The sequence below is a fragment of the Streptosporangium sandarakinum genome (genome assembly GCF_013409935.1).
In the GTDB taxonomy this organism is placed as follows: domain Bacteria; phylum Actinomycetota; class Actinomycetes; order Streptosporangiales; family Streptosporangiaceae; genus Streptosporangium; species Streptosporangium nondiastaticum.
Map to the genome: position 1 here is coordinate 36555 of NZ_JACCCO010000004.1, position 24837 is coordinate 61391.

The 24837-nt window shown below is 71.1% G+C and carries 22 protein-coding genes; 4 read left to right on the plus strand and 18 right to left on the minus strand.

What is annotated here, in order from left to right; translation table 11 throughout:
- Positions 1–11: 11 nt before the first annotated feature.
- The 7 genes from HDA43_RS33600 to HDA43_RS33630 all read right to left on the minus strand — a co-directional run bounded on the left by HDA43_RS33600 (position 12) and on the right by HDA43_RS33630 (position 4679).
- Complete coding sequence (locus HDA43_RS33600) at positions 12–227, minus strand: hypothetical protein (protein ID WP_179829005.1); 216 nt, start codon at positions 225–227, stop codon at positions 12–14.
- Complete coding sequence (locus tag HDA43_RS33605) at positions 224–871, minus strand: hypothetical protein (protein ID WP_179829006.1); 648 nt, start codon at positions 869–871, stop codon at positions 224–226. The genes HDA43_RS33600 and HDA43_RS33605 overlap by 4 nt, the downstream gene beginning before the upstream one ends.
- Positions 868–2265: a helix-turn-helix domain-containing protein gene (locus HDA43_RS33610; protein WP_179829009.1), complete on the minus strand. Its 1398-nt coding sequence runs from the start codon at positions 2263–2265 to the stop codon at positions 868–870. The genes HDA43_RS33605 and HDA43_RS33610 overlap by 4 nt, the downstream gene beginning before the upstream one ends.
- On the minus strand, positions 2262–2618 hold the full coding sequence (locus HDA43_RS33615; RefSeq protein ID WP_179829011.1) for a hypothetical protein: 357 nt from the start codon (positions 2616–2618) through the stop codon (positions 2262–2264). The genes HDA43_RS33610 and HDA43_RS33615 overlap by 4 nt, the downstream gene beginning before the upstream one ends.
- 230 nt (positions 2619–2848) lie before the next feature.
- A complete protein-coding gene (locus HDA43_RS33620; protein ID WP_179829013.1) occupies positions 2849–3136 on the minus strand; it encodes a WhiB family transcriptional regulator in 288 nt (95 codons plus the stop codon).
- Positions 3136–3810, minus strand: a complete 675-nt coding sequence (locus HDA43_RS33625; protein ID WP_179829015.1) for a hypothetical protein — start codon at positions 3808–3810, stop codon at positions 3136–3138. The genes HDA43_RS33620 and HDA43_RS33625 overlap by 1 nt, the downstream gene beginning before the upstream one ends.
- A complete protein-coding gene (locus HDA43_RS33630; protein WP_179829017.1) occupies positions 3807–4679 on the minus strand; it encodes a Rad52/Rad22 family DNA repair protein in 873 nt (290 codons plus the stop codon). The genes HDA43_RS33625 and HDA43_RS33630 overlap by 4 nt, the downstream gene beginning before the upstream one ends.
- 356 nt (positions 4680–5035) lie before the next feature.
- On the opposite strand from HDA43_RS33630, the gene HDA43_RS33635 reads away from it, so the two are divergent.
- Entirely contained in the window at positions 5036–5521 is a 486-nt protein-coding gene (locus tag HDA43_RS33635; RefSeq protein ID WP_179829019.1) for a hypothetical protein, read from the plus strand.
- Between the two features lie 203 nt (positions 5522–5724).
- Here HDA43_RS33635 and HDA43_RS33640 read toward each other — a convergent pair whose 3' ends face one another.
- From HDA43_RS33640 to HDA43_RS33650, 3 genes are all read right to left on the minus strand, one after another.
- A complete protein-coding gene (locus tag HDA43_RS33640; RefSeq protein WP_179829021.1) occupies positions 5725–6162 on the minus strand; it encodes a hypothetical protein in 438 nt (145 codons plus the stop codon).
- Between the two features lie 85 nt (positions 6163–6247).
- Positions 6248–6610: a hypothetical protein gene (locus HDA43_RS33645; RefSeq protein WP_179829023.1), complete on the minus strand. Its 363-nt coding sequence runs from the start codon at positions 6608–6610 to the stop codon at positions 6248–6250.
- Between the two features lie 172 nt (positions 6611–6782).
- A complete protein-coding gene (locus HDA43_RS33650; protein WP_179829025.1) occupies positions 6783–7064 on the minus strand; it encodes a hypothetical protein in 282 nt (93 codons plus the stop codon).
- Positions 7065–7082: 18 nt separating this feature from the next.
- On the opposite strand from HDA43_RS33650, the gene HDA43_RS33655 reads away from it, so the two are divergent.
- Positions 7083–7442, plus strand: coding sequence for a hypothetical protein (locus tag HDA43_RS33655; protein ID WP_179829027.1), 360 nt, complete (start codon positions 7083–7085; stop codon positions 7440–7442).
- Between the two features lie 40 nt (positions 7443–7482).
- On the opposite strand, the gene HDA43_RS33660 is transcribed toward HDA43_RS33655, so the two are convergent.
- The 3 genes from HDA43_RS33660 to HDA43_RS33670 form a co-directional block, all read right to left on the minus strand.
- Positions 7483–8145, minus strand: coding sequence for a hypothetical protein (locus HDA43_RS33660; RefSeq protein WP_179829029.1), 663 nt, complete (start codon positions 8143–8145; stop codon positions 7483–7485).
- Between the two features lie 73 nt (positions 8146–8218).
- Positions 8219–8644 (minus strand): hypothetical protein, encoded by a 426-nt coding sequence (locus HDA43_RS33665; protein WP_179829031.1) that lies wholly within the window; start codon positions 8642–8644, stop codon positions 8219–8221.
- Positions 8645–8657: 13 nt separating this feature from the next.
- Positions 8658–11195 (minus strand): fibronectin type III domain-containing protein, encoded by a 2538-nt coding sequence (locus HDA43_RS33670; protein WP_179829032.1) that lies wholly within the window; start codon positions 11193–11195, stop codon positions 8658–8660.
- Between the two features lie 381 nt (positions 11196–11576).
- Between HDA43_RS33670 and HDA43_RS33675 the strand changes: the two genes are divergently transcribed.
- Positions 11577–13169 carry a pentapeptide repeat-containing protein gene (locus tag HDA43_RS33675; protein WP_179829033.1) on the plus strand — a complete coding sequence of 531 codons (1593 nt, stop codon included), beginning with the start codon at positions 11577–11579 and terminating at the stop codon, positions 13167–13169.
- Positions 13170–13344: 175 nt separating this feature from the next.
- Complete coding sequence (locus HDA43_RS34560) at positions 13345–14667, plus strand: pentapeptide repeat-containing protein (protein ID WP_218912945.1); 1323 nt, start codon at positions 13345–13347, stop codon at positions 14665–14667.
- 138 nt (positions 14668–14805) lie between these two features.
- Here the strand turns inward: HDA43_RS34560 and HDA43_RS33685 are convergent, their stop codons facing one another.
- The 5 genes from HDA43_RS33685 to HDA43_RS33705 form a co-directional block, all read right to left on the minus strand.
- Entirely contained in the window at positions 14806–16809 is a 2004-nt protein-coding gene (locus HDA43_RS33685) for a fibronectin type III domain-containing protein (protein WP_179829034.1), read from the minus strand.
- Positions 16810–16815: 6 nt separating this feature from the next.
- Positions 16816–17283, minus strand: a complete 468-nt coding sequence (locus HDA43_RS33690) for a hypothetical protein (RefSeq protein ID WP_179829035.1) — start codon at positions 17281–17283, stop codon at positions 16816–16818.
- Entirely contained in the window at positions 17283–17753 is a 471-nt protein-coding gene (locus HDA43_RS33695; protein ID WP_179829036.1) for a hypothetical protein, read from the minus strand. Before HDA43_RS33695 ends, HDA43_RS33690 begins: the two co-directional genes overlap by 1 nt.
- 69 nt (positions 17754–17822) lie before the next feature.
- Complete coding sequence (locus tag HDA43_RS33700) at positions 17823–20063, minus strand: fibronectin type III domain-containing protein (protein WP_179829037.1); 2241 nt, start codon at positions 20061–20063, stop codon at positions 17823–17825.
- Positions 20064–20076: 13 nt separating this feature from the next.
- Positions 20077–24828 carry a hypothetical protein gene (locus HDA43_RS33705; RefSeq protein WP_179829038.1) on the minus strand — a complete coding sequence of 1584 codons (4752 nt, stop codon included), beginning with the start codon at positions 24826–24828 and terminating at the stop codon, positions 20077–20079.
- Between the last annotated feature and the right edge of the window lie 9 nt (positions 24829–24837).

A 24837-nucleotide genomic window follows, 5' to 3' on the forward strand; every position in this document is an offset into this window, starting at 1 on the left:
CGTGCCGTACATCACGACTGCCCTCCGTCGAGAAGCACGAGCTTGGCGACCCGCAGCCGCATGGGCCTGCGGGCGGCATTCTCCCAGAACACCCGGTCGTCGTCGGCCTGCTCGAGGGTGGCGCGCATACGCGGCGTCATCCACCCGGAGCGGTCACCGACCTGGTCGGCGTCGACCACGACGTAGCCGACCACCTGCTCGGGCTGCTCGGGGACGGTGGTCGTCATCGCGTGACCTCCTGGTGCTCGATGATGAGGGCCTTGCAGGACAGGAGCCGGATCGGCACGTCGCCGCGGCCGGCCTCCTCGCACGAGCGGCAGACCGAGATGCCGTTGGTGCCCTTCGTGGTCTCGATGGCGCCGTCTCGGTGCATGGCGCAGACCCGTTGCGGGGGTCGCTCGCACCCCTGCCCGCAGGTGAACGCGATGATGGCCACGCCGGCGGCGTGGCACTGACCGAGGTCGACGCCGAAGATGCTGGTCTTGGTCTCGCACCGGATCGCTTCGGCGGCGGCCTCGCGGGCGGCGCGCTCGGCGTCGGTACAGATGTGGCAGCCGATCAGCGCGGCCCGGAACGCCCCTTCGGCGCCGTCCGGGGCGGCCGCGTAGTGGACGCCGTCGCCGCACCACTGGCACAGCGGCCCGCACCACGGCAGGGCGCGCACCGACCGCACGCGGACGTCGGCGGGGGAGTCATCCACGGTGACGTCGTCGCCGGCCGCGAACTCGACGGCCCGGCGGTGGAGATCGGCGGGGTCGTCGCCGCACACGAGCAGGGCGAGCCCTTCGGTGCCCGCGAGCAGTTCGATGCGGGCGGGGGCCCCCGCGCCCTCGATGGGGCGCGGGGCGGCGGCGGTGGTGGTGGGGTTCATGCGACCTTCCCGGGGTCGGCCTGGGCGGCGGTGCGGACGCTGACGACGCGGACGGAGTGGATCAGGCCGGGCGTCTCGTGGCCGTCGCTGTTGACGCACCAGTTGCCCTCATCGGCGCCGCACCGCTCGCAGTAGCGCCGCTTCGCGGCCTGGAGTTCCTTCTCGCGGGCTGTGAGCTTCCGGGGGCCCAAGGACGCGCGGAGGGCGTTGATCGCGTTCTGAGCGGCTTCTCCGCGCCCCGTGGGGGCCTTCACGGGGCGGGGGCGGGGCTCATCGTGGCCGTCGTCGATGACGGGGGTGAGGGCTTCGGCGACCGTCACGGAGTCCGGCCGATTCGACACCGGCACCGGAGCCGGTGCGACGGCCGCCGGACCCGGGGCGGTGGGGGGCTGCTCGGTGCGGTGGCCGCGGCCGCCGCGGCAGGCCGGGCAGTCCACGCCGGTGTCCAGGTCCTGGCCGTCCTCGCACCGCTGGTTGGCGCAGTGCCGGGCCTGGACGACGGTGATGGCGGCGGCGACGGGGTCGTTGACGCGCTCGCCCTTGTGCTGCCACCACGTCCAGCGGCGTTCGATCCGCTCGACCAGCTCGGCGGGACTGCGGGTGGCCAGCTCCCGCTGGATCACGGCCAGCACCTTGCCGGACGCTCCGCGGCTGATGCGGCGGCGCAGCTCCTCGGGCAGTTGCTCGTACACGGCGGCGGCCGGGGCCACCGAGGGGCGGGGCTGGTCGGGGTCGTTCGTCGTCGCTGGCTTGTCGGCTCCGGCCGGAACGGCCGCACGGCCCGGCCCTTCACCTACCTGTAGCCCGCCTACGGCGGGAGGAAGGTCTTCTTTCTCTTCCCCTTCGTTTCTCTTGAGTTCCTTTCCCTTGTGGTGCGCAGATTTCTGCGCGGGGCCCGTGCAATCTGTTGCGCTCCCCCCGGCGCAATTTTTTGCGCCCCCCTCCCCGGGCTCCGCCGCGCTGCTAGACCCCCGTGCAATTTTTTGCACCGGGGGGCTGACCTGCGCCTTTAGGGTGCGAGTGTCGACGGCGGGGGTGATCTCCCGCTGCTGCCGCTGCTCGGGCGGCAGCGGGTGGAAGTGCAGCCGGTAGCGGTTGCGGTCCTGGCCGCCGGTCTCGTCCCACTGCGGCGTGATGGTCAGGTAGCCCTGCTCCTGCAGCCGGTCGAACGATGAGTCGATGGTGCGGACGCTGGACTTGCCGAGCTCCAGAGCGAGGAGCTTGCGGCCGGGGAAGATGCCGTTGCCGGAGCGGCCGTGCCAGAGCAGCACGCCGTACAGGCGCACGTCGAGGTCCTTGATGACGGAGTTGAAGATCAGGGTGTCCGGGATCATCCGGAACCCGTCCGGGCCGTCGATCTCGATCCGGCCGCCATCGGAGTAGGTGTCACTCACCGGGCACCGCCAGCCTGGCCAATGCCGGTCACGGTCATGGGCTTCGCCTCCGTGGAGACGTTGAGTACGCTCATGGAAAGCCTCCTCAGTGCTGTTGAGGTGGCGCGGCCGGGGGTGTTCGCAGCACCCGACCGGTCGCGGCGGCGGCCCTCACCGGGGCCGCCGTTTTCGTTGATGGGGGTCAGCGCCGCGGCCGCCGCACCTGGGGCGGGCCGGGCCGGCGCGGGGTCCGGCTCCCGGGCAGAGACGCCGAGCATGGTCAGCCAGTCGTCCAGCTCCTCGGTGGAGGGCGGCGCCAGGTTCAGCTCGGCGGACGCCGCAGCGGTGCGGCGCCGGTTCCGGAAGTCGAACACGATGGTGGTCTTTCTAGGCGGGGGCCGGTGCGCCCGGCAGGGTGCCGGGTGCGGGCGGACCAAAACAGATCCGAATGTTTACGTCCAACGGGGAAGATCAAACCCGCATCACTGCTGATCAGACGGGGTGGATTCGTGCATCCCGGGCGTGTCGCGCCCCCAGGGGCGGAGGGTGGTTGCAGGGGTGGCGGCCGGGCGGCCGCCACCCCCGGCCGGGGTGAGCTGGTCGGCTACCGGGCCGCCGCCGCCCGGCGCACCCGGCGGCGGCTCTCCGCCCGCAGCTCATCGCTGTTGAGGCCGCCCCGGGTCAGGTGGAAGTCACGGCGGTCGAGCGCGTCCTTCAGGCACCGCTCACGCACCGGGCACCGCCGGCAATACCTCTTGGCTTCCTCGTCGTCGTACGGCGGCCGCGGCCGACCGTCCGGCAGCGGCTCGGTGTCGTTGGCGAACACGTAGTGGTCGATGCCGCGGCACTCCGCATCGTCGTGCCACGTCCTGATCGCCGCCGCGATGGCCATCACCGCTCACCGTCCTCGGCGGCCGGGAGCGCGAGCATCGACGCCAGATCCGTACCGCGCAGCAGCCCGGCACGGTAGGCGTTTTCGATCACCTGGTCGGCGTCCTTGGTGAAGTTCACCGTGGGGGAGGGGTTGGTCGGCACGATCGTCACGCCGGGGATGTCCACGAACTCCCCCGAGCGGGGATCGACGGTCACGCCGTGCTTGGCGGCGGCCTCGGCGAGCAGGTCCGCGAACGCGGGCCGCACCTGCACGGCCAACGTCGCGCGGCCAGGGCCGATCAGCTCACCGAGAGCGTCCATCACCCGGCCGGCCTCCTTCGCCGTCACCTCCACGGTGATGGTGCGGGTGACCTCGGTCGGCGCGTTGCGCTCCACCCACGCCTGGAAGGCGGGTGAGTCGCTGACTCGGAACTGGTAGCCGATCTTCGGCTGCGTCACGGTGGCGAAGATCTGGCCCGCGATGTGGGCGATCTCTGTGCCGCCCGGGGCGAGCAGCGGCATCCCGTCGTCGGTGGTCGTCTTCAAGGTGGTGATGCGGTTCCTGATGACACCGCCGATCTTGTGCTTCTCCAGGTAGCGGGCCATGGCCAGCTCGGTGGCGACAGACCGCGCGGACGGGGCCGCCAGGGCGGCGGGCGCGGAGCCCGCCGCCGTGGTGTGCTGGGTGCTCACGCGCCCACCTCCGCCTGCTGAGCCGCCCGGCGGGCGGCGGCGCGCTCGGCGAGCAGCCGCTCCCGCTTCGGCATGAACACCCCGCCGATCGCGTCGTTGTCGGCCTGGCTGACCCGCCCAGCGGCGATCTCAGCGTCGATGTTGTTGCCGATCTCGCTCAGCTTCTCCAGGGTCTCGGCCGCGCTGATCTCGCGGATGACCCGCGCCAGCCACGCCCCATCGGTTCCCCCCTCGCCGCCGTCGAGCGGCCGGTCGCCCTCATCGTGGCCAAGGGACACCTGCTGAGGCACGTTCGCCTGGATGTCCTCCGGTTCCTCCGATGCACCACCGGCCGCCTGCGCGGCCTCCCGGGCGGCGATCTCCTCCGGCGTCGGGTCCGGCCACACGTGCGTGCCGCCCACCAGCGGCGCAAGCTGACCCTTGTTGTAGAGCGACAGGCCGAACTGGTCACCGAGCGGGATGGACGCCCGCTTGGTGGCGACCGAGATGGCCGACTTCATCGCCAGCTCGTGGGCGTCACCGCGGGTCTGGTTCTGCGCCGTCTCGGCGGTGCCGTTCTCGTAGTGGCACAGCACGTTGCCGTACGGGTCCTTGATCGTGAGCCGGACCACCGCCCGGTAGCAGACGTCCCACCGGCCAGGCTTGTCGGCCCGCTCGGTCTCGAACACCAATTCGAGGCGAAGAAGATCGGTGTCCCAGTTGCCGAACCCGAACACCCGGTTGAGGTGGGCAAGGTTGTCCTGCTGGGTGATGTGGGAGTGGCCCTTGCCGTCGCGCAGGACACGCTCAGGGGCGATCGGCTTGAGGAGCTGCCGGACCTGCTTGCGCAGGAGGCCGCGGCGCCGGGGGCGCAGCTTCGTGCTGAGCATGGTGTTCTCCGTTCCTGGGGCTACGCCAGGGCGTTGGGAACCGCTCCCACCGCCGATGGCGTACATCGAGCCGGTGTCGAGGGGCGCGGCGCACGGTAGGCCGTTCCCCCCCTTACCGCTAGAAGTGTAGGGGATATTTACTGAGATCAGCTTAGCGGCCCCCACCGAATCCGGTCAACACGCTTACCCGATCGTTTTGAACCCAAATTCAGCGAAATGCCCGATTACCCAGTCAGAAGCACAAGGGACTTACGAATCCAGCTAAAGATCTCTACGCTTCCCCTATGCGCGGCCCCATCCCAGCCGCACGCCACACCACCACGCCACCACACCGCCACAGCCCCAGGAGCCCACCCATGCCACTGCGCTCCGCCGACGACATGACCGGAACCCAGGTCGCCCGATTAGGACTGTCCAACGCCGCCGCCGCCACCATCGACCGACTACTCCTCATCGTCTCCACCATCGACGACGACCGCCGGCCCCCCGCCGGCCTGGCCCGCGACGCGCTCGACGCCCTGCGCACCATGAACAAGGTCGTGGCCCGCGCCGTCATGACCGAGATGATGCGCGGCACCGCCGACGAGGACCTGGCCGACGTCTTCGACATGGACCCCTTCACCTTCGTCCGCCAGTACGGCCACCTCAACGCTGGCCACCTCGCCGACGACCCCCGCGCCATGTGGGAGCAACTCCGCCCCACCTGCCCCGCCGCGATCCACGACACCTGCCCCGACGACCCGGCCGCGGCCGCGCACCACCTCGACGAGTGGATGCACCGCCACCTCGACCCCCGCGAAGCAGCACCCCCACCACCCCACCCCGTCTCCGCCGGCCTCTAACCCCCGGAGACAGCAAAACGCGTAGGGCCCTCCCCAGCACGGGAAGGGCCCTACGCGTATCAAGGCGTTGTGTGCGCGCCCGGACCCCGGCCCAGCAGTCAACCCCGAAAGGTTGCCAGTCGGTTTCTAGACCGGCGGACGCGCACTCGCACTTGCCCCAGGAAGGACCAGCGCGCCGCCATCATAAGCCGGGAATCCCCGACTCACATAGCCGGAGCCTCACCGGCCGGCGCGAGCGGCCGCGCCACGTTGTACACCGCCGAGATCACCGCGGCCGCCGCCGCCTGACCCACCGCCAGCAGGATCGTCCTCAGATCCCCCGACGCCGCCCCCGCCGCGGCCGCACCGCCGGCGACGATCGCACCCGCCAGCACGTTCTGCAGCAGCGACCGGCCCGCACGAAGCCGCACCTCCCCGACCCCCGGAGCCCCAGCCGGCTTGATGCGGTTGTAGACGTAGGCGAGCACCGCCGCGACCGCGGCCTGCCCACCGACCACGCCGAGCGTGCCCGCGTCCGTCGCCTCCCCAGCGGTCACCACCGCGGCGCCGCCGGCGACGACCGCGACCGACAGGAGGTTCTGCAGCAGGGACCGGCCCGCACGCAGCAGCGCCTCAGAGATCCCCGGAATCCGGTGAACCATATTCCGCTCCTTCACATGGGTGGACTGTCCGGCCCGGCATGCTGCACGAGCCGGGCGTTAACGTCGCCCACACCAGGTCAGGCGGTCAGGCCCATGTCTTCAACGCGATCCCGGCCACGCCGAACAGGATGGACACCACGATCGGCACCCACGTGGCGAACCGCCGCGCGTTGTCGGCCATCGTCTGGATCCGCGCGCGCTCCCCGGCGCGCTCCTCCGCCGCGGCCTGGATGCTCCGGGCGTGCTCGTCCAACCGCTCCGACAGCAACCTGTAGTTGTCGGCCACCGTGTCGGCCAACGCGGCGTGCTGCCGCTCGCCATGCACGACCTGCTGCAAGATCAGCGCGAGTTGCCCGCGGACGTCGGTGAACCCCACCTCGGCGATCCGCCGCACCTCGGCCACCTGCCCGGCCAGCATCGCCGCCTGCTCCGTCGCCTCCTCAGCCACCCCGCACCCCCACACCTTCGGTTGGCTTGTCCGCAATGTCGGGGCGGCACGATAGGCCCCCAGGCCGTTTACGTCGCTCAATCCCGCGATTCCAGTTGCGGCCCCACCGTCGCCCACGATGAAGTTCCCATATGGAAACCTCCGACCAGGAGACACGGCCGCCCCTGGCTCATTACTCCACCGGCCGCCTCACCGCCGCCCAGGCCGCGACCGTGGCCGCCTGGCGGAACCGCCTCCGCGAGGACACCCCCTGCCCGGGATCCGGCCGAAACCGGAGGCGCTGCGCCTGATCGGCCTCGATGACCGGCCCGCCGCGTCCTGCTCCGACGTGATCGCCGCCGCCGTCGCCGACCTCCTCGATCACGCCCCGCCCGCCGAGCTCGACCTCGCCCGCTACGCCCACCGCGCCACCGAAGCCCAAAAGCAGGCCGGCCAGGGCCACCCCAGTAAGCACGCGCCTGTCCACCAGCCCGTGAGTTTCTACCTGCCGCAGCCCCTGGCCGCCCGGTATGAGCAGCTGCGCCACGCCGCACTCGACCACGTCCACGAACTGCTGCGCAGCCTGCGTAAGCAGGCCCATGACCTCTACCCCGGCGCCGACCAGAAACCCGACCGAACCCTGTGGGTCATAGGCCACTTCACCCGTCTCGGCCTGCCCACCATGCCGGCCCGGGCGCCGCGGATCACCGGCGGCGTCATCGCCCGCATGGCCATCGACCGCGCCGGCCGCCGCAGCGTGGACCGCGTCATCCGCGCGGCCGTCGACTACGCCGCCGCAACACACGACCAACCGCACCGGGCCCGCCGCGACATGCACCGCCTCACACCATGATCGGGTCTTCCCATATGGGAAGACCCGACCACGGCGACTCTCAGGGCTGGATCACAGCGCGGGAGGAGGCAGCCAGCGCCGGGACGGCCTGCTGCACCGTGAACGGCACCGCGTCACCGTCGAAGATGCCCGGCAGTTCGGTCGCGCCCTGCACGACGACACTGCGGTACGTGGAGCTGTTCACCATGTTCGGCCCGCGAAGCTGCGCCGCGCACAGCAGGCCCGGCATCGCGACGGAGAAGTACGGCAGTTGCGCCACCAGCCACACCACCCGGTCCTCCTCGGCCGCGGCGACCGGCGTCTCCAGGTTGCCCCACCGCCACCCCGCCACGGTGAACAGCCGCGGCACCTCGGCGCTCGCGCCGCCCAACTCGGCGATGCTGCTGCCGATGTAGACCGCCACCCGTGACGGCTGGAACGCCTCACCCTGCGCCGGATCGGCCACCGCGACGCCAACCGACGCGATCGACTTACCCGCCGGGAGGATCGCGGTCGCCGCGACCAGCGCCGGCCCGCTCGGGCTGGTCGTGGTGTTGCACAGGTGCGGCAGAACCGTCGCGGCGGTGAAGCCGTGCAGCGCCGCCTCCCGCAGCCCACCGCCCGGCACCGGCTCCGGCTCCGGAGTCGGCTCCGGGGTGCAGCAGCAGTTCACGGTGACTGCCACCGGGTCGTCGCTGCCGGAGTTGATCGTGATGTTCGCCATGGTGCCTCCCATGAAGTGGTGCGCTGGCTGACCCCGGGCTTATACCGGGACCCGGGGGTAAGGGCCAGGCCGCTCAGCGGTGCCAGCCGCCTACCACGGCAACCGTCGCCGACCCCGAACCGACTTTCGCCTGCACGTCCACCACCTTGCGCGCGCCGAACGCCCACCCCTCCGGCAGGAACCCCGACACCGTCACCACCCCCGACGCCGTCACGGTCTGAGAGTCGATCTGCGTACCGTCCGCCCGCAGTTGCACCTCGCACGAGGAGGCACCCGACAGGGTGACCGACACATCCACCGTCACCGAGCTGCCTGAGCGGGGAAACGTTGTCCACGCCATCCTCGTCAGCGTCGTCGACGACGTGCTGGAGGCCGCCGACACGAACGTCACCGACCGCACCCCGGCCTGCAACTCCAAAGCTTTTACCCGGGCCTGCAAGTCGGAGATGATCCGCACGAGGTCAGCCTGCTGCAGATCACCCGCCGCGATCTTCGTCATACCCCCACCCTTCCTAGTCGACGGCGACGGTGTGCTCGCCCGTCGTCACGGTCACCAGCTCACCCTCAGTCGAGTCGGGCTGCACCTTCAGGCTGACGATCTTCATGACCCGGTCCAGGCCCGGGGAGCCGTCCGGCAACGCCGGATACAGGTGATCGGTCACCACGACCCGCGCGGCGCCGCCGAGCTCCCACTGCCACCACCGCACATCCGAGGTGATCGCCAGATCGAACTCGAACAACTGCTTGGCACCCGCGGACGCGTCCGATGCCCGCCGCGTCTCGGCGTCCAGCGCCGCCTGCGAGGTGAGTCCGTCGAACTGCCATGCCTCCTCGATCAGGGGCCACCCGTCCGCCAGCAGATCGTCTCGGGTGACTGACGACAGCATCACTCCGCCGTCCGGCCGGCGAAGCTGCCCCCACGTCCGCGTCACCAGCCCTCGCCGCGTGGACCGCTTGAAGCGGCGCACGTTGCCGGGGAACTCCAGGGTCAGGCCGGTGTCGGGTGGGGTGTCTCGGTTGATGCGGCGCAGCACGAACCGGGGCCGGTCGGCGGTGGCGTCCCATGACGGCTTCACCCACCAGTCGAACCCGCCCGGCGCGGCCGCGACCTCCGCCGCCTTGTCCAGAATCCGCTCGAAGTCCTCCGCCCGATATTCGCGGTCCACCGGCGTCCCGGACCCGGCGACGCCCTCGAAGGTCAGCCACCGCCGATCCGCGGCCGCCGAAGCGTGCTCCAGCAGCCACGTCACTTCCGTATCCGCCACGGTCGCTATGCGGGGCCCGGTGAACGCGACGTAGCGGTGCCCGTAGATGCCCACGACTTCCTCCGCGGTGACCTTCAGCACCCCGGTCTCAGAGTCGTAATCCTGCGGGTCGATGATCCGCCCGCCCCACACGAGCTGTTCACCCCGATACACCATGATCATGGTCCGCTCAGGCCTTGTCGCCGCGGCGACCCGGCCGATGGTGTACGCGGCGTCATACAGCGGGATGTCGGCCGACAGGGTGCCGCCGCCGCCCAACGTGACCTCGAACGAGACGTTCTGCAACGGCAGAGAATCGAGCGGCAGGTGGGAGTCCCAGTCGTACAGGACGTACTCGTACGGCGGCGCCGCCCCGCTCAGGTCGGCCAGCGTGGTGGCCTGGAGCATGACCCGGTTGGAGCGGTTGCCGAGCTCGTCGGTCGCATCGACGCCGACCGTGTACGCCACCCCGGGGGTGAGGCCGGTGAAGGTGTAGACCCGCGACGGCACTTCCGCGATGCGCAGCCCGCCCAGGTACAGGCCGTACCCGGTGACGCCGACGTTGTCGTCGGTCGAGGCGTTCCACGCCAGCGTGATCGCGGTCTTCGACGTCGCGACGACCTGCACGCTGCCCGGCAGCGTCGGCGGCGTGGTGTCGGCCTGGGCCCGCACCGTTCGCGTGCCCTTCGCCGACCGGTTGCCCAGCAGGTCGAGCGCATCGACGCCGATCGTGTAGACCGCGCCGGCCGTCAGCCCGCTGAAGGTGTACGTCCGCCCGGCCTGCTCAGCCCTCTTCGCCCCGTTCAGGTACACCCCGTACGACACGACCACGGATTGGTCGTACGGGGTGTCCCACCCGACCGTGATCCTGCCCGCGGCCAGCGCGGTCACCTTGATGACGGGGGTGAGCGGCGGCGTGGTGTCGTTGATCGGCGTGACGACGAGCTCGGCCTTCTCCGACCGGTTGCCCAGACTGTCGTAGGCGTCGACCTGCACCGTGACCGACACTCCCGGCGTCAGCCCCGAGAACGTCGCCGTGCGGCCGCTCGTGGAGGTCTTCTCCACCCCGTTCAGGTACGTCGTGTACCCGGCGACCCCGGAGTTGTCGGAGGAGGCATCCCACGCCACCGTCACCGACGTCGGTGTCATGCCCGTCAACCGCAGGTTCGCCGGCACCGTGGGCGGCTCAGTGTCCTCCGGCGGCCCGAACAGGCCGAACGCCCACGCGTAGGAGACGCCGGCGTTGCCCGACACCAGCGCCTGGGAGATCGACACCGACGAGCCGACGTACTCGTTGGCCGAGGTCGAGGACCACACCCGCCGGGCGACGCCGCTTTCGGTCCAGTCGCGCCACGCGGTGCCCCGGCTGGAGAACCCGCTGGGCCAGTTCGCTGACCCGTTATCGACGTTCGTCACGTACTGGGAGAAGCCGCCCAGCATGACGCAGCCGTCCGGGATGTTCGTCACCGACAGCGACATCGATCCCGTCGAGACGCCGCTGCGGGACCCGTGGTAGACCGGCGCGCCCTCCAGCACGTAGATCCAGATGAACAGCCGGTCGGAGGCGTTGCCCAAGGACACGGTGAAAGATGAGTCACCGCCGCTGGAGACCTTGCTGTAGAGGCGGACGCCGATCGTGTTGGACGCCCATTCGTGCGACTCGTATCCCGCCGAGACGCTATTCACGCCGGCGTAGGAGAACACGAACGCCACGATCCGTTGTCCGTTCGACGTCGGACTGAACGACACGGTGTGGCTGCTGGATTGTGTTTGTGTCGCGTACACCTTCTCCTGGACGATGCCCATGATCAGCCCCCTCGGCCGCGCAGCGAAAGCGGCGCTGATCATGGCGAAACGCCCGGCTAACGTCCCCCAGAAGGACAGACAAGATAAACGCTAAAAGGGCAACGGCCAGTGCCACACGGTCCATTGTGCCGCTTGGTACCGCTAACCGCTGTCCCGCTGCTCCCCAACCCCGGGGGTCTCAGCGTCGTCGCCGCACTCGGTGCAGGTCTCGATGTGGGCGACCATGGCGCGGATCTGGGGGGCGGTGTAGGTCACCGGAGCAGTCTGGCCGGCGCGGCCGGCAACCCGCCGAACCCGGCTCGTTTGAGGTGTCCGATCCGCTCCGGTAACGATCGGATACCAGCCGCCTAGGGGCAGGCGGCGGGCGGATGGAATGGGGGGATGCCGTTACTTCCGTGGCGCCGTGTCCACCGCTCCACCGCCGTGGTCACCGCTTTGCCGGTGATGCGTGTGCCGCGCTCGGCGGCTTGGTGGATCATTCCAGTGGTCGTGCTGATCGGTGCGGCGGTGGGCGGCACCCTGTGGTGGCTGCTGAACGATCCGGCCTTGACCGTCCTAGCTCCGGGGTCGCCCGGATCAGCCGGGGCCGGCGCCACGCGGGGGGAGATCCTGCGCACCGCGCTGGCCGCCGGCGCCGGGGTCGGGGCCACCGTCACGCTGATGCTGGCGTTCCGGCGGCAGCGGCAGCAGGAGATCGCCGCCGCACACGCCACGCACGACGCCACCGAGCGGCGGGTGACCGACCTGTACACCAAGGCCGCTGAGCAGCTCGGCCACGACAAGGCCGCCGTCCGCCTGGCCGGCCTGTACGCGCTGGAACGACTGGCCCAGGACAACCCCGGCCATCGGCAGACCATCGTCAACGTGATCTGCGCCTACCTGCGCATGCCGTACACCCCTCCTGAGCCCGCGCCCGCCGTTGATCCCGAGCGGGACCGCGGGGAGGCGTTGCGGGCGGCCCGGCGCCGCTACCGGGCCGCCCGCGCTGGCGTCGTCCTGCCCGCCGACCCCGCGCCGCAGCAGGAGGACGGCGATCGGGAGGGCGAGTTGCAGGTGCGGCTGACCGCCCAGCGCATCCTGACCACCCACCTCCGCGACGACCGTCCCGCCGGCCGGCGCTCCACCCTCCCGACCCCGCCGATCTTCTGGGAGGGGATGAGCCTGGACCTGACCGGCGCCACCCTCATCGACTTCAACCTGAACAGCGGCCATGCCACCGAGACCGTCTTCAAGGAGGCGACCTTCATCGGGGACGCCTGGTTCGACGAGGCGACCTTCACCGAGGACGCCACGTTCACCAGGGCGACCTTCACCGGGGACGCTCGGTTTGACGAGGCGACCTTCATCGGGGACGCCTGGTTCCGCGGGGTGACCTTCACCAGGGACGCCGCGTTCGACAGGGCGACCTTCACCGGGGACACCCTGTTCGACGAGGTGACCTTCCCCAAGGACGCCACGTTCACTATGGCGACCTTCACCGGGAACGCCACGTTCTACAGGGCGACCTTCGCCAGGAACGCCACGTTCAACCGGGCGACCTTCACCGGGGACGCCACGTTCACGATGGCGCGCTTCATCTTGAACGCCTGGTTCGGCGGGGCGACCTTCCCCGGGGACGCCTGGTTCGACGGAGCGACCTTCACCAGGGACGCCCTGTTCGACGAGGTGACCTTCACCGGGGACGCCACGTTCGACAGGGCGACCTTCACCAGGGACGCCCTGTTCGACGAGGTGACCTTCACCGGGGACGCCACGTTCAACTGGGCGACCTTCACCGGGAACGCCACGTTCACCAGGGCGACCTTCACCAGGAACGCCCGGTTTGACGAGGCTGTGGTGGTCGATCCGACGGCCAATCATGTGTGGCCGAAGGGGTGGCGGCTGGAGACGATACCGGAAGGCGCGGCCCGCCTGGTCCGAGAGGAGACAGACGGCGACCCGGCCCCGGGGCCGACGGGCTGGCGGCACCCCTGAGCGGAATACCGGACAGTGTGCAGATACCGTCCGATCCACTCCGGTAACGATCAGATGCCGTCCCGGCGAGGGCGGGCCGCGGGCGGCTGGAATGGGAGGCATGCCGTTACTACCGTTCCCCCGCTCCACCCCAGTCGATGTGCCTGTCGCCGCGGCGGAGGTGGTTCCGCCGCAGTTGCGTACTCCCCGGCCGGCCGCGTGGTGGATCGTGCCGGTCACGCTGCTGGTGGGCGGTGTGGTCGGCGGGGTGGCCTGGCTGCTGCTGGGGGCCGGGTGGAGCGCGGCTGAGGCCACCGCCCGCCAGGGTGCGATTCAGACCGCGTTGGCGGCCGGCGCCGGGGTCGGTGCGGCGGTCACGCTGATGCTGGCCTTCCGCCGTCAGCGCCACCAGGAGCACGCCGCGCACGTCACTGCCTACCTCGCCGAACGCAACGCCGCGCTGGCCGAGCAGGTGGCTGAGAACACCAAGCACGACGCCACCGAGCGCCGGGTGACCGACCTGTACACCAAGGCCGTCGAGCAGCTCGGCAGCGACAAGGCCGCGGTGCGGCTGGGCGGGCTGTACGCCCTGGAGCGCCTGGCCCAGGACAACCCCGGCCACCGGCAGACCATCGTCAACGTGATCTGCGCCTACCTGCGCATGCCGTACTCCCCGCCCGAACCCGTACCCACCTCCGATCCCGAGCGGGACCGCAAGGAGGCGTTGCGGGCGGCCCGGCGCCGTTACCAGGCCGCCCGCGCCGGCGTCGCCCTGCCCGCCGAACCCGTGCCGCGGCAGGAGAACGGCGACCGGGAGGGCGAGCTGCAGGTGCGGCTGACCGCACAGCGCGTCCTGACCGATCACCTGCGCGACTACCGCCCCGCCGACCAGCGCTCCACCCTCCCAGCCGCGCCGGCCTTCTGGGAGGGGATGCGACTGGACCTGACCGGCGCCATCCTCATCGACTTCGGCCTGACCAGCGGCCACGTCGCCACAGCCGTCTTCAGCAAGGCGACCTTCACCGGGACCGCCTGGTTCAGCACGGTGACCTTCACCGGGATCGCCTGGTTCAACGGGGCGACCTTCACCGGGGACACCCGGTTCACCGGGGCGACCTTCACCGGGGACACCCGGTTCATCGGGGCGACCTTCACCAGGGACGCCTCGTTCGACGGGGCGACCTTCGCCAGGGACGCCTCGTTCGACGAAGCGACCTTCACCGGGGACGCCCGGTTCACCGGGGCGACCTTCACCGGGGACGCCTCGTTCGACGAGGCGACCTTCACCGAGGTCGCCCGGTTCGACAGGGTGACCTTCTCTGGGGACACCCGGTTCGACGGGGGCATCTGGTTCCGCGGGGCGACCTTCACCAAGGACGCCTGGTTCAATGGGGCTACGGTGCTCAACCCCGCGAAGCGTCATTCATGGCCGGATGGGTGGCTCGTGAAGATGACGTCGGAGGGAAGGGGCCGCTTGATCCGGAGGGAAGCAGTCAATGGCCCGGCCGGGGAGGCCTGACCGGGGGCGGCGGGCCGGCGGTGCCGCCTCTCAGCCGGATACCGGACAGTGCGTTGGTTCTGTCGCATGTGCCGACTATCGTTGCCCCCTCTGACGTTTATCTTGTCTGCCCCCGGGCCAGGAGGGGGCGGGAGAGGGCTACACCCAGGCGTCGTACGCTTCGACGACCAGCCGCGGCCCACCGGAAGCGCCCGCGACGGGCTGCCCAGCCACGGTGAGCGTGTTTACCCCGGGCAGCAGCATGAACCACGCCGGCAGGTGCGCCACCGCTGAGCGGCCCGGCCGGGGCGCAGGGTAGATCTCCGGCGGCACGTACGCCCACACCTGCCGCGTCGCCAGGTCAAATGACAGGCTGTATCGGGGGTCGGCGGGCAGCGACGAGCCGGTCATGGCCCGCATCACTGTCCCCGACTCCTGGTGGGTGATCGTCCAGTCCCGCACCGGCCCGTACAACCTGAGCCGCGCGGGAATCTGCGGGTAGGTGCCCGCCATCGTCAACGTCAGCGACGCCTCCCCCGGCAGGTCCGGCACGACCGCCGATGCCGACACCGGCGCGACGGCGTACCGCCGCGGATCCGGCGCCTTCAACGTCAGCGCCCACCGGAACGCCACCGTCCCCTCATCGGTGACGCTGACCTGATCGGCCAGGCGGACCCGCGCCTGCCGAGTCCGTAACGCATCCTCCACCCGTAGCGTGCCGACCTCCCGCGGCTCCAACACACTCGAGATGCGCCGCTTGGCCGCGAGCATCGCGGCCCGGGACGGTGCGACCGCCACCCCCTCCAACGTGATCATCCGCGAACCGTACTGGCCGGCGCCCGCCCACGCCCCATCCACGCCGCCCAGCGACGCCGAGCGGGGCCGAACCGGCGGCGTCGACGCCCACCCGGAGGCTTTCTCCACCACCCAGTCCACGCCGTAGGCGTCCCGCACGTTTCCCGCCCACGCCCCCACCCGGTAGACGGGCGTGTCGATCGGCGCGAACGGCGTCGGCGTCGTCGCCACCATGACCGTGTTGTCGGCCGACTCCTGGCCCAGCGCGTCCACCGCGGCGACCCGCACCGCGTACTCCGCGCCGGCCACCAGGCCCGTGATGGTGTGCCGCCTCGTCACCGGCCCGTCCACCGTGTGGTCCACGCCCGGCGTGGAATGCACCGCCACCCCGTCGACGTCGATCCGGTAGCCGACCACCCCGAAGTCATCTGTCGAGGCTGTCCAGGCGACGGTGATGGTTTCCTCTCCGGCCGCCGCTGTCACCTCCGGCGTGGTGGGCGGGGTGTCATCGAGCGTCCGCACCACCAGCTCCGCTGGCGACATGGTGCGCTGCCCGAGCTGGTCAACGGCCGACACCCGCACGGTGTAGGTCGTGTTCTCCACCAGGCCGGGAAACGACGCGATCCGGGCGGCCTGGTTGGTCGCCACGAGCGTGCCGTCGAACTCGACGTCGTAGCCGGTGACGGGATCCTCATCAGCAGCTTCGTCCCACGCCACGGCGAACGAGGTGTACGTCAGGTCGGTGATGCGGAGGTTCGGCGGCGCTCCGGGGGGAAGGTCGGGTGCGGTGCCCGCCTCCAGCAGGGCGGCCGCGGACCGGTTGCCGGAGGTGTCGACCGCGTCCACCTCGACCCGGTACGTCCGGCCGGCGGCCAGCCCGGTGAACGTCCGCGTCGTCCCGGGTTGGTCGCCGTACGAAACGCCGTCCAGCCGTATGCCGTACCCGGCGACGGCGACGTTGTCGGAGGACGGCGACCACGACACCGTCAGCGTGGTTCTGGTCCTGCCCGTCACGGCCAGGCCCTCCGGCACGGCGGGGGAGGTCACATCCGGTGTGGTCACCGTGAGCGGCACCCGGTCGGAGCGGCCCTGCTCGGCGGCGGCGTCCACCTCGACCAGGTAGGTGCGGCCCTCCACCAGCCCCGAGAAGACGAACGTTGTCCCCGTCTGGTCGCCGCCCTGGCGGACGCCGTCCAACCACACCCCGAACCCGAGTACACCCGCATCCGGGGGCGGGTCCCATGCCACCGTCACCTGCGTCGGCGCGGCCGCGGTCACGCGCAGGTTCACCGGGCCCGGCGGCAGCGTCGACAGCGGCGGCGCTACGAGCCGCAGCGGGGCGGGGAAAGCCCGGCCGAAACGAGCCATGTCACCTCACCAGCGGGACGCGCGGATGAGCGCCGCCGCGGTGTTGATCCGCGGTGCCAGCGGCGCGTCGGGGATGGTGAACGTCAACTCGTCGATGTAGGCCGCATCCTCCCCCGCCTTGGAGGTGGTGTCCTTGGAGTAGCGGAACAGCAGCGTGTTGCCCGCTGAGACGGGGAACACCGGCGACTGCGTCCACTCCACCTCACCGGACGCCTTCACCTCGGTTTTCTCGACGCCGTTGATGAAGAACTGGAAGGTGTCGTAGGTCGCTTCCGATGACACCCGGTACCAGAACTGCACCGCGGTCGCCGTGGCGGGCACGGTCACCGTCGCTTCGCTCTTGTCACCGTCAGTGATGGTTTTGCTCCGAAGGCACCCGGCGCCCTGGTAGGGGGTGATGGTGCTGCGCGCCCAGGTGCCGGTCACGCTCACCACGTAAGTGGTGTCGTCGAAGTCCTCGACCAGCGCGCCCATCAGTGGCCCTCACGCCAGTACAGCTGCGCGGTCACATCCACCGTGGCGGCCGCGACGACCACGACGGCCAGCCAACCGCCCGGCGCGACGATCACCTCATCGCCCAGCGGAATGAACTCGCCCATCCCGGACTGCGGGTGGAGCCGCTGTGCCGACCAGATGTCACCCAACGTCGGCTCTGTCGCCCAGGCCGCGGCCGGACCCTTCACCGCGGTCATCGCCGAGTCCGGGCTGGACGGGTCGAGCTTGGCGACCGGCACGTTGACGCCGCCGGCGCCGGCGGTGCTCTGCCGGGCGATGAGCGTCCGCACCGGCTGCGCCGTACTGGCGGTGCCCCGGTACGACACCCGGTAGCCATAGATCGCGATCCGGTGCGACGCGGGATTCGTCGCAGGGTTGGTGATCTGCAGGATCGTCTTCGACGCGGTGCCGGATGCGACATCGTCGGCGCTCGCGGTGTATCTGGCCATACCCCCACCCACTTCCTCAGCTCAGCGGGGCGGAGTATGCCGCCCGCCGCCGCTAACGTCGCCGCCCCGTCACCGCCAGGCGTCCCACGCCTGGATCACCATCCGCGGGTGGCCGACCTCCCCAGCCACCGCCTCCCCGGCCAACGTGATCGTGTTGGGCCCGTTCTGCAGTGCGAACCGCGCCGGGAAACTCCCCAGCACTCCCCGGCCGGGCCGCGGCTCGGGGTAGACGTCCGGCGGCACGTACGCCAACACCATCCGCGTCGCCAGATCGATGTCGAGGCTGTAGCGGGAGTCAGCCGGCAGCACCGTGCCGGGCTTGGACCGGATGACCAGCCCGGTCTCCTCATGGGTGAGAGTGAAGTTCCGGATGGGCCCCCACAGGCGGATCCGCGCAGGAATCCACCGGTAGTCGCCGCTCATGAACACCTGTGCTGACACCGACCCCGGCAGCGTCTCGATCGCCGCCTCGGTGTAGAGGGGCCGCACCGCCGTACGCCGCGGATCCGGCGCCAGCAGCGGCACCGCCCACCCGAACGCCGTCGAACCCTGGTCGGTGATCTCCACCTGCCCGGCCAGGCGGACCCGCACCTGCCGGGTCAGCCCCACCTCCTGCACCCGCAGCGTGCCGAGCTGCCGCGGGTACAGCGCCGCGGTGATCCGCTCCTGCGCCGCGAGCATCGCGGCCCGGGACGGCGCGACCGCCACCCCCTCCAACGTGATCATCCGCGCGCCGAACGTGCCCGGCCCGGAAAACCCGCCGTCCGCCGAATCGGACTCCGCGTCCAACGGCAGCACCCCCGCGGTGGACGACCACCCCTCCTCAGACTCCACGACCCAGTCGACGCCGTGGGCATCGCGGGCGTTGCCCGTCCACCCCTCCAGCCGGTACACCGGCGTCGCGATCGCCACCCAGTCCGCCGGCCGCGTCGTCACCTCCACCTCGACGGTGGGGCCGCGGCCGCCGCCGTCGTCGACGGCCCGCACCCCCACCAGGTAGGTGCTCTCGGGGTCCAACCCCTCAACGACGTAGCCCAGCGTCGCCGTGGCGCCGGTCACCTCCCCATCGAGCAGCACCTCATAGCGGGCGATGCCCAGATCGTCGGTGGCCGGCCGCCACGCCAGCGTCACCTCCTCCACCCCCGGGGTGGCGGTCACCCCGGGCGGCGCGCCGGGCAGGTTGTCGGCCAGCGTGGTGAACGGCAGCGTGACGACGGGGGAGCGGTTGCCCGAGGTGTCCACCGCATCCACCCCGGCGACGTACGCGCGGCCACGCCCGAGCCCGTCGAACACATACGTCAGCTCCGGCTGCTCAGCCTTCTTCACCCCGTCGAGGTACAGGCCGTACCCGGCCAGCGCCACGTCGTCGGATGCGGCGTCCCATGCGATCGTGGCGCTGGTGTGCGCCACCTCGACCAGCCGCAGCCCCTCCGGCGTGGTGGGCGCCGCGAGGTCGGTGACGGCGAGCACGGTGATCGTTGACCGTGGCGACCGGTTGCCCGCCGCGTCCCGCGCGTCGACCCCGATCTCGTAGGTCTGACCCTTCGTCAGGCCGGTGAAGGTGTACGCCCGCCCGGCCTGCTCTGCCTTGCGCACCCCGTCGAGGTACAGGCCGTAGCCGGTGACGCCGACGTTGTCGGATGCGGCGTCCCACGCGATGGCCGCGGAGGTGTCGGTCACCGCCGTGGTGTGCAGGCCGGGCGGCATGCTCGGAGCCTCAGGGTCCACGACGCCGAACCCCGCCAGTGCAACCCCGGTGAAGCCGCTGCTGAAGTAGGTGCCCTTGTAGGTGCGCTGCCCGGCCGCGCCGAGCGCCGCCCCGTAGAACTGGGCTCGTACCTGCGTGGTCGAAAACCCGCCGACGTCCATGGCTTTGCCCAGCGTCGGCGTCCAAGAGCCGTTCGCGTCGGCCGGGGGGATCCGCCCCTCGGCGGCGAAGATGTAGCCCTGCGCGGCGGGCACCGTGACCCTGGCCAGGCTGATGCTGGAGCCGTTGACGTAGCCCGACGTCGAAAACAGCACATCCGGGCAGTCGTCACGTTCCTCGGCGTAGAGGATGACCGCGCCGAGCCCATTGGTGTCGGCCACCTCGATCGAGGTCTCCGAACCGTCTGCGATCTTGCTGTAGACCGACACCTGCGCGTACCCGAAGTCTTCGGCCACCAGCGCATACCCCGAAGGGTCCGCCACCCCGAACAGGGACACCACGCCGACGATCAGCCGGTTGCCCGGCTTCGGCGCCTGCGGGAACACCACCTCATAGGAGTCCTCATACTCCCCGAGCGTGTAGCGCTGCCAGATACGCCCCATACCCGCCCCCTCCTCAGCGGATCAGCGCACCGAGCCGCCGCGCGGCCGTGGTGCCGATCGTGTATTCGTCCTGGCCCGGCTGCGGGTAGACGTTCACCGTCGCCGACCCCCCACCGCCGGAGTTCTCCCGCGAGACGGTGGGACGGGGCCGCGCCGCCGACCGCGACGTCTGATACAGCTCCGCCGAGCTCGCCCCAACCACGCCGCCACCGGCGAACCGGGTCAGCCGGCCGCGCCGCGCCGCGTCGTTGACGGCGTTGATCCACTCGGTGCCGAGCCACCGCGCCGCTTCAGGCCTCAGCCACGCCTCACCCGGCGATACCGCGGCGAGCATCGTGTCGCGGCCCGGCGCATACCCCGGCAGCACGCCGTACCCCTCAGCGGTGACCAGGCCGCCGCGCGCGTACGCCTTCCTCGGCGGGTTGTTCCCCCCGGCGCCGCCGCCGCGGAACCAGCCGATCACCCCATCGATCAGCGCCCCCGGGAACGCGCCGATCATCTGCTGCCACCCCGTCTTCGTCCCCGCGCCGGCCCGGGCGGCCGTCTTCAACGGTGTGAGGACCCTCTCCGCGAGGTACGCGGCGCCCTTCTTGAACCAGTCCGCCCAGGAGTCGCCGTCGCCCTTCTTCGCGACGCCGCCGCCGGCGAACCGGGGCAGCGATCCGCGGCGCGCCGCGGAGTTGACGGCGTTGATCCACCCCGACCCCAGCCACCGCGCCGCTTCCGGCCTCAGCCACGCCTCCCCGGGGGAGACGGCGGCGAGCATCGTGTCGCGGCCGGGCGCGTACCCCGGCAGCACGCCGTAGGAGCCGCCCGGGACGATGCCGCCGCGGGCGAACCCGAGGTTCACGGTCGGCAACCGGCCCAACCCGACCCGGTCGGCCAGCCAGTTCCACGCTGCGGCGATGCCCTTGTTGTAGATCGTTTCGACGACGAACTTGATCGGCACCTTCGCGACCGCCGACAGGCCCTCCCAGATTTTGCCGATCGCGGCGACACCGGCCTTGAAGCCGTCCGGCAGGGTCTTCGTCACGAACGTCCACAGCGCCGACAGGGCGGGCTTGATCAGCTTCTCCCAGGCCGTGCGGATCGCGCCGGAGATGTTCTCCCACGAGGGCTTCACCACGGCCGTCCACAGCGCTTGCAGGGTCGGCCACAGGTTGTTCTTCAAGAACCCCCACAGCGCCGACAGGGCGGGCTTGATCACGCCCTCCCAGGCCGTGCGGATCGCCGCGGAGATGTTGTTCCACGTCGGCTGAACCACGGTCGTCCAGAACCCTTGGACGGCCGGCCACAGGGTGTTCTTCAAGAACCCCCACAGCGCGGTCAGCGCAGGCTTGATCACGTTGTTCCACGCGACCTGGAACGCCGTGGAGATGGCCCGCCACGCGGTGTCCACGGCGGTGCGGAACCACTCGATGTTGTTGTAGGCGTACAGCACCCCGGCGACCAGCGCGGCGATCGCCAGGACCACCAGAGCGATGGGGTTGGCGTTCAGGGCAGCGTTCAGCAGCCACTGCACCGCCGTCCACGCCGCCGTCGCCGCCCGCACCGCGCCGGTCGCGATCGCCATGACGCCCTGCTTGATCGCCGCGCCGCTGGCCTGCAACGCCACCGCGCCGTAGGCCAGAGCGAGCTTGCCGACGTCGAGCGCGGCCGTCGCGGCGGCCTTGCCGTACTGGCCGACCTTCGCCGCGCCCGCCTTGGCCAGGTCCACACCCTTGCCCGCGCCGGCCGCGGCCGCGCTGCCCAGCGCGGAGGCGGCGTTGCCGACCTTGCCCGCGACCGTGCTGCCCGCCTTCGCAGCCGCTCCACCAGCCGACGACAGTAGCTCCGCCGGGTTGATCTTCGAGAACCACGACGCCGGGTTGATCTTCGTCTTGACCTTGCCGACCAGGTCCGCCGGGTTGATCTTCGAAAACAGCGTCGAGGGCTTCAGCTTGCCGAACGCCGTCTTCACCTTCGTGGCCAGACTGCCGGCGAAAACGTCGAGCGCGTTCGACTGGACCATCGAGGTGACCGCGTCCTTCAACGCGTTGCCAGCCTTCGCTGCGGCCCCACCGGCCGTCTTGGCGCCCTGGCCGACCGCCTGCCCGGCCTTGCCCGCCTTGGTGTCGCGGCCCTTGCCTCCCAGACCGCCGAGGAAGTCCCCCGCGGCGACGCCGGCCTTGACCGCCGCGCCCGGCGCCTTCAACGCCAGCCCCATCAGCTTGACGGCCGCGCCGAGACCACCGAACTTCGCCACGACGGCCAGAAGCGCCCCCAGCGGCCCCACCACCGACAAGATCGCCCCGCCGACGTCGCTGCCGGCGACATCCCGCAGGACCTCCACGACGCTGCGCAGCACGCCGAGCGTGCCCGCCAGCGTGGCCGGGTCGAGGTTGAGGGTCAGGTCCTTGGCCAGCCCGCCCAGGTCCTTGAACAGGCCGCCGAGCTCCCGCATCACCGGCACCAGGGAGTCGAAGAACCTCTGCGCCTTGGCCTGCGTCGCGGGGTCCGCGGCCCAGCGGGCGAACCGCTCAGCGCCTTGCGCCAGGTCCTCCATCATCGTGTTGCCGGACGGCGCGGCCGCCTTGCCGAGCGACATCAGCCCGAGCGTGAGGTTCTTCAGCAGCCGCCAGAGCTTGGAAGCGGCCTCCCACGCCCGCTCGAACCAGTCCTCCATGGACCCGTCGGCGCGGTTGGCCGACATCAGCTCCGCGAACCGCTGTGCGGCCTTCGCGGTCATGTCGGCGAACTTCACGACGAACGGCGACAGCACCACGAACACGTCGGTCAGGCCCTTGAACGCCGACGTGCCGGCCTTGCCGAACAGGGCCAGCGCCTGGTTGTTACGGCCCATGATCTGCGTCAGGTCAGCGTTGAAGGACTTGCCGCCGAAGAACTCCCCCCACTCCTTGGCGATGCCGCCCAGGGCGGAGCCGGTGATGGCGAGGTTGCCGCGCAGCGTGGCCAGCAGCGGCATCGCCGCCTGCACCCCGGCCTGTAGGCCCGGCGCGAGTGCTTCCTGCGTCGCTTCCCGGATCCGCGTCAGCTCCGGCCGGACGGTGTTGTGCAGGAACAGCACGAACGCCCGCATCGATGGGGTGAGCTTGGCCAGGGCCTCGGCGACCGGGTCCCGGCCACCGCCGCCGCCGGTGGGGGCGGCGGCGGCCTTCTTTGCGGCTTCCTGCTCCTTCTTCGCCTTCTCCAGCGCGAGCCGTGCGTCGGCGGCGGATTCGCGGGCGTTGCGCTGGGAGCGTCGGGCCCGCTCCAGTGCTTCCTCTGCGTCGCGTACCCGACGTTTCGCGTCGATGATCGCCTCGTCGGCCGCCGCGATCCGCCGAGCGCCCTCCTCGGCTTCCCGGGCCGCGGCTTTGCGTGCGTCGGCGATGGCACGCTCGGAGTCCAAGATCCTTTCCTGTGCGGCCGCCAGGCGTTCCTGGGCGGCCTGCACCTCCTTGGATCCCTCGACGCCGCGGGCGTCGGCGTCGGCCTTCTCCTCCCGCAGGTCGCCGTTGCGTTCCTTGACCTCTTCCAGCCGTTGCAACGCCTGACGGTAGGCAAGATCAGCTTCGCGTTTGTCCAGGTCAGACGCGAACGGGTCCTTCATGACCTTCTGCAGGCGCTCCTTGGCCCGCTCGATGCCGATCTGCGCCGACTCCTCATCCAGCGCCCCACCCTTGACCGCCAGCGCAAGGTCTTCCAATCGCTCCTTGGCGGCCTTGCGGGCCTCGTTCAGCCCTTCCTGCGCCGCCTGGGACGCCTTGACCGCCGCGGCGTAGGAACGTTCGGCGTCCGCGACGCGACGGGCGGACCGCTCAGCAGCGTCCGCGACGGACTCGGCGACCCGGCCAGCGTTCTCCCGCGCGGTCTGCACCCCTTTGACCGCCTCGGCGACGCGTTCCTCGGCGTCGCGGACGGCGCGGTTGGAGTCGATCACCGCCTCGCGGCTGTTGCGCACCTGCCGTTCGGCCTGCTTGATCCGCTCCGCCGCCTGCTCGACCCGCTGAGCCGCGGCTTCCCGGGCGGCGGCCGCCGCCCCCGCTGACGCGCCCGACTGCTGGTCAGCCTGCGACAGCGCCCCCAGCGCGGTACCGACGCCCTTCAACCCGACGAAGAGACCCGCCAACCCCTGCACGGCCGCACCGGCGGCCGCCGGAAGGACCGCGAGCGCCCCGGCCGCCTGTCCGGCCGCCGACACCAGTCCGAACAGGCCGGCGCCGAGCTGCCCCACCGACGCGACCAGGAACCCGATGCCCGCCGCGATGGTGGGGATCGTCGCGAGTTTCGCCGTGACGTCCGCGACCTTCGACAGGTCCGGCATGTCGATCTTGAATGGCAGAGTGACCGGCCGGTCCCGCTGGTCCCGGCGGAACCTATCGGCTTCCTCCCGCGCCGGATCCGCGTCCGCCCCGACCTCCACCGTGGCCGCGGCCGCCCGCGCGGCGTCATCGACGTCGGCGCGTAGCTGCCCCTCGTCGACCTCGGCGGTGAAACGGATCCGCACATCGCTGCGGGAGACCCCGTCGAGGTCACGGCGCAGCTGCGACCGGTCCACGGTCGCCCGCAGTCGGACCTCGGCCTGCCGCTCCGCCGCCCGGGCGGCCGCGTCGGCTGTCGCCGCGACCCGCCGCGCGTCGATCTCCGCCTGAAGCTTGGCCTTGACCGCCTTCGTCCGCCGGTCGATGTCCTTTTGCAGCCGCGCCTCGTTGATGTCCGACAGGTCCGCGACGACCTTGATGTCGATCCGGCCGCCGTCCAGGCCCCCCAGCCCGTCGTCCATGCGCCCTCA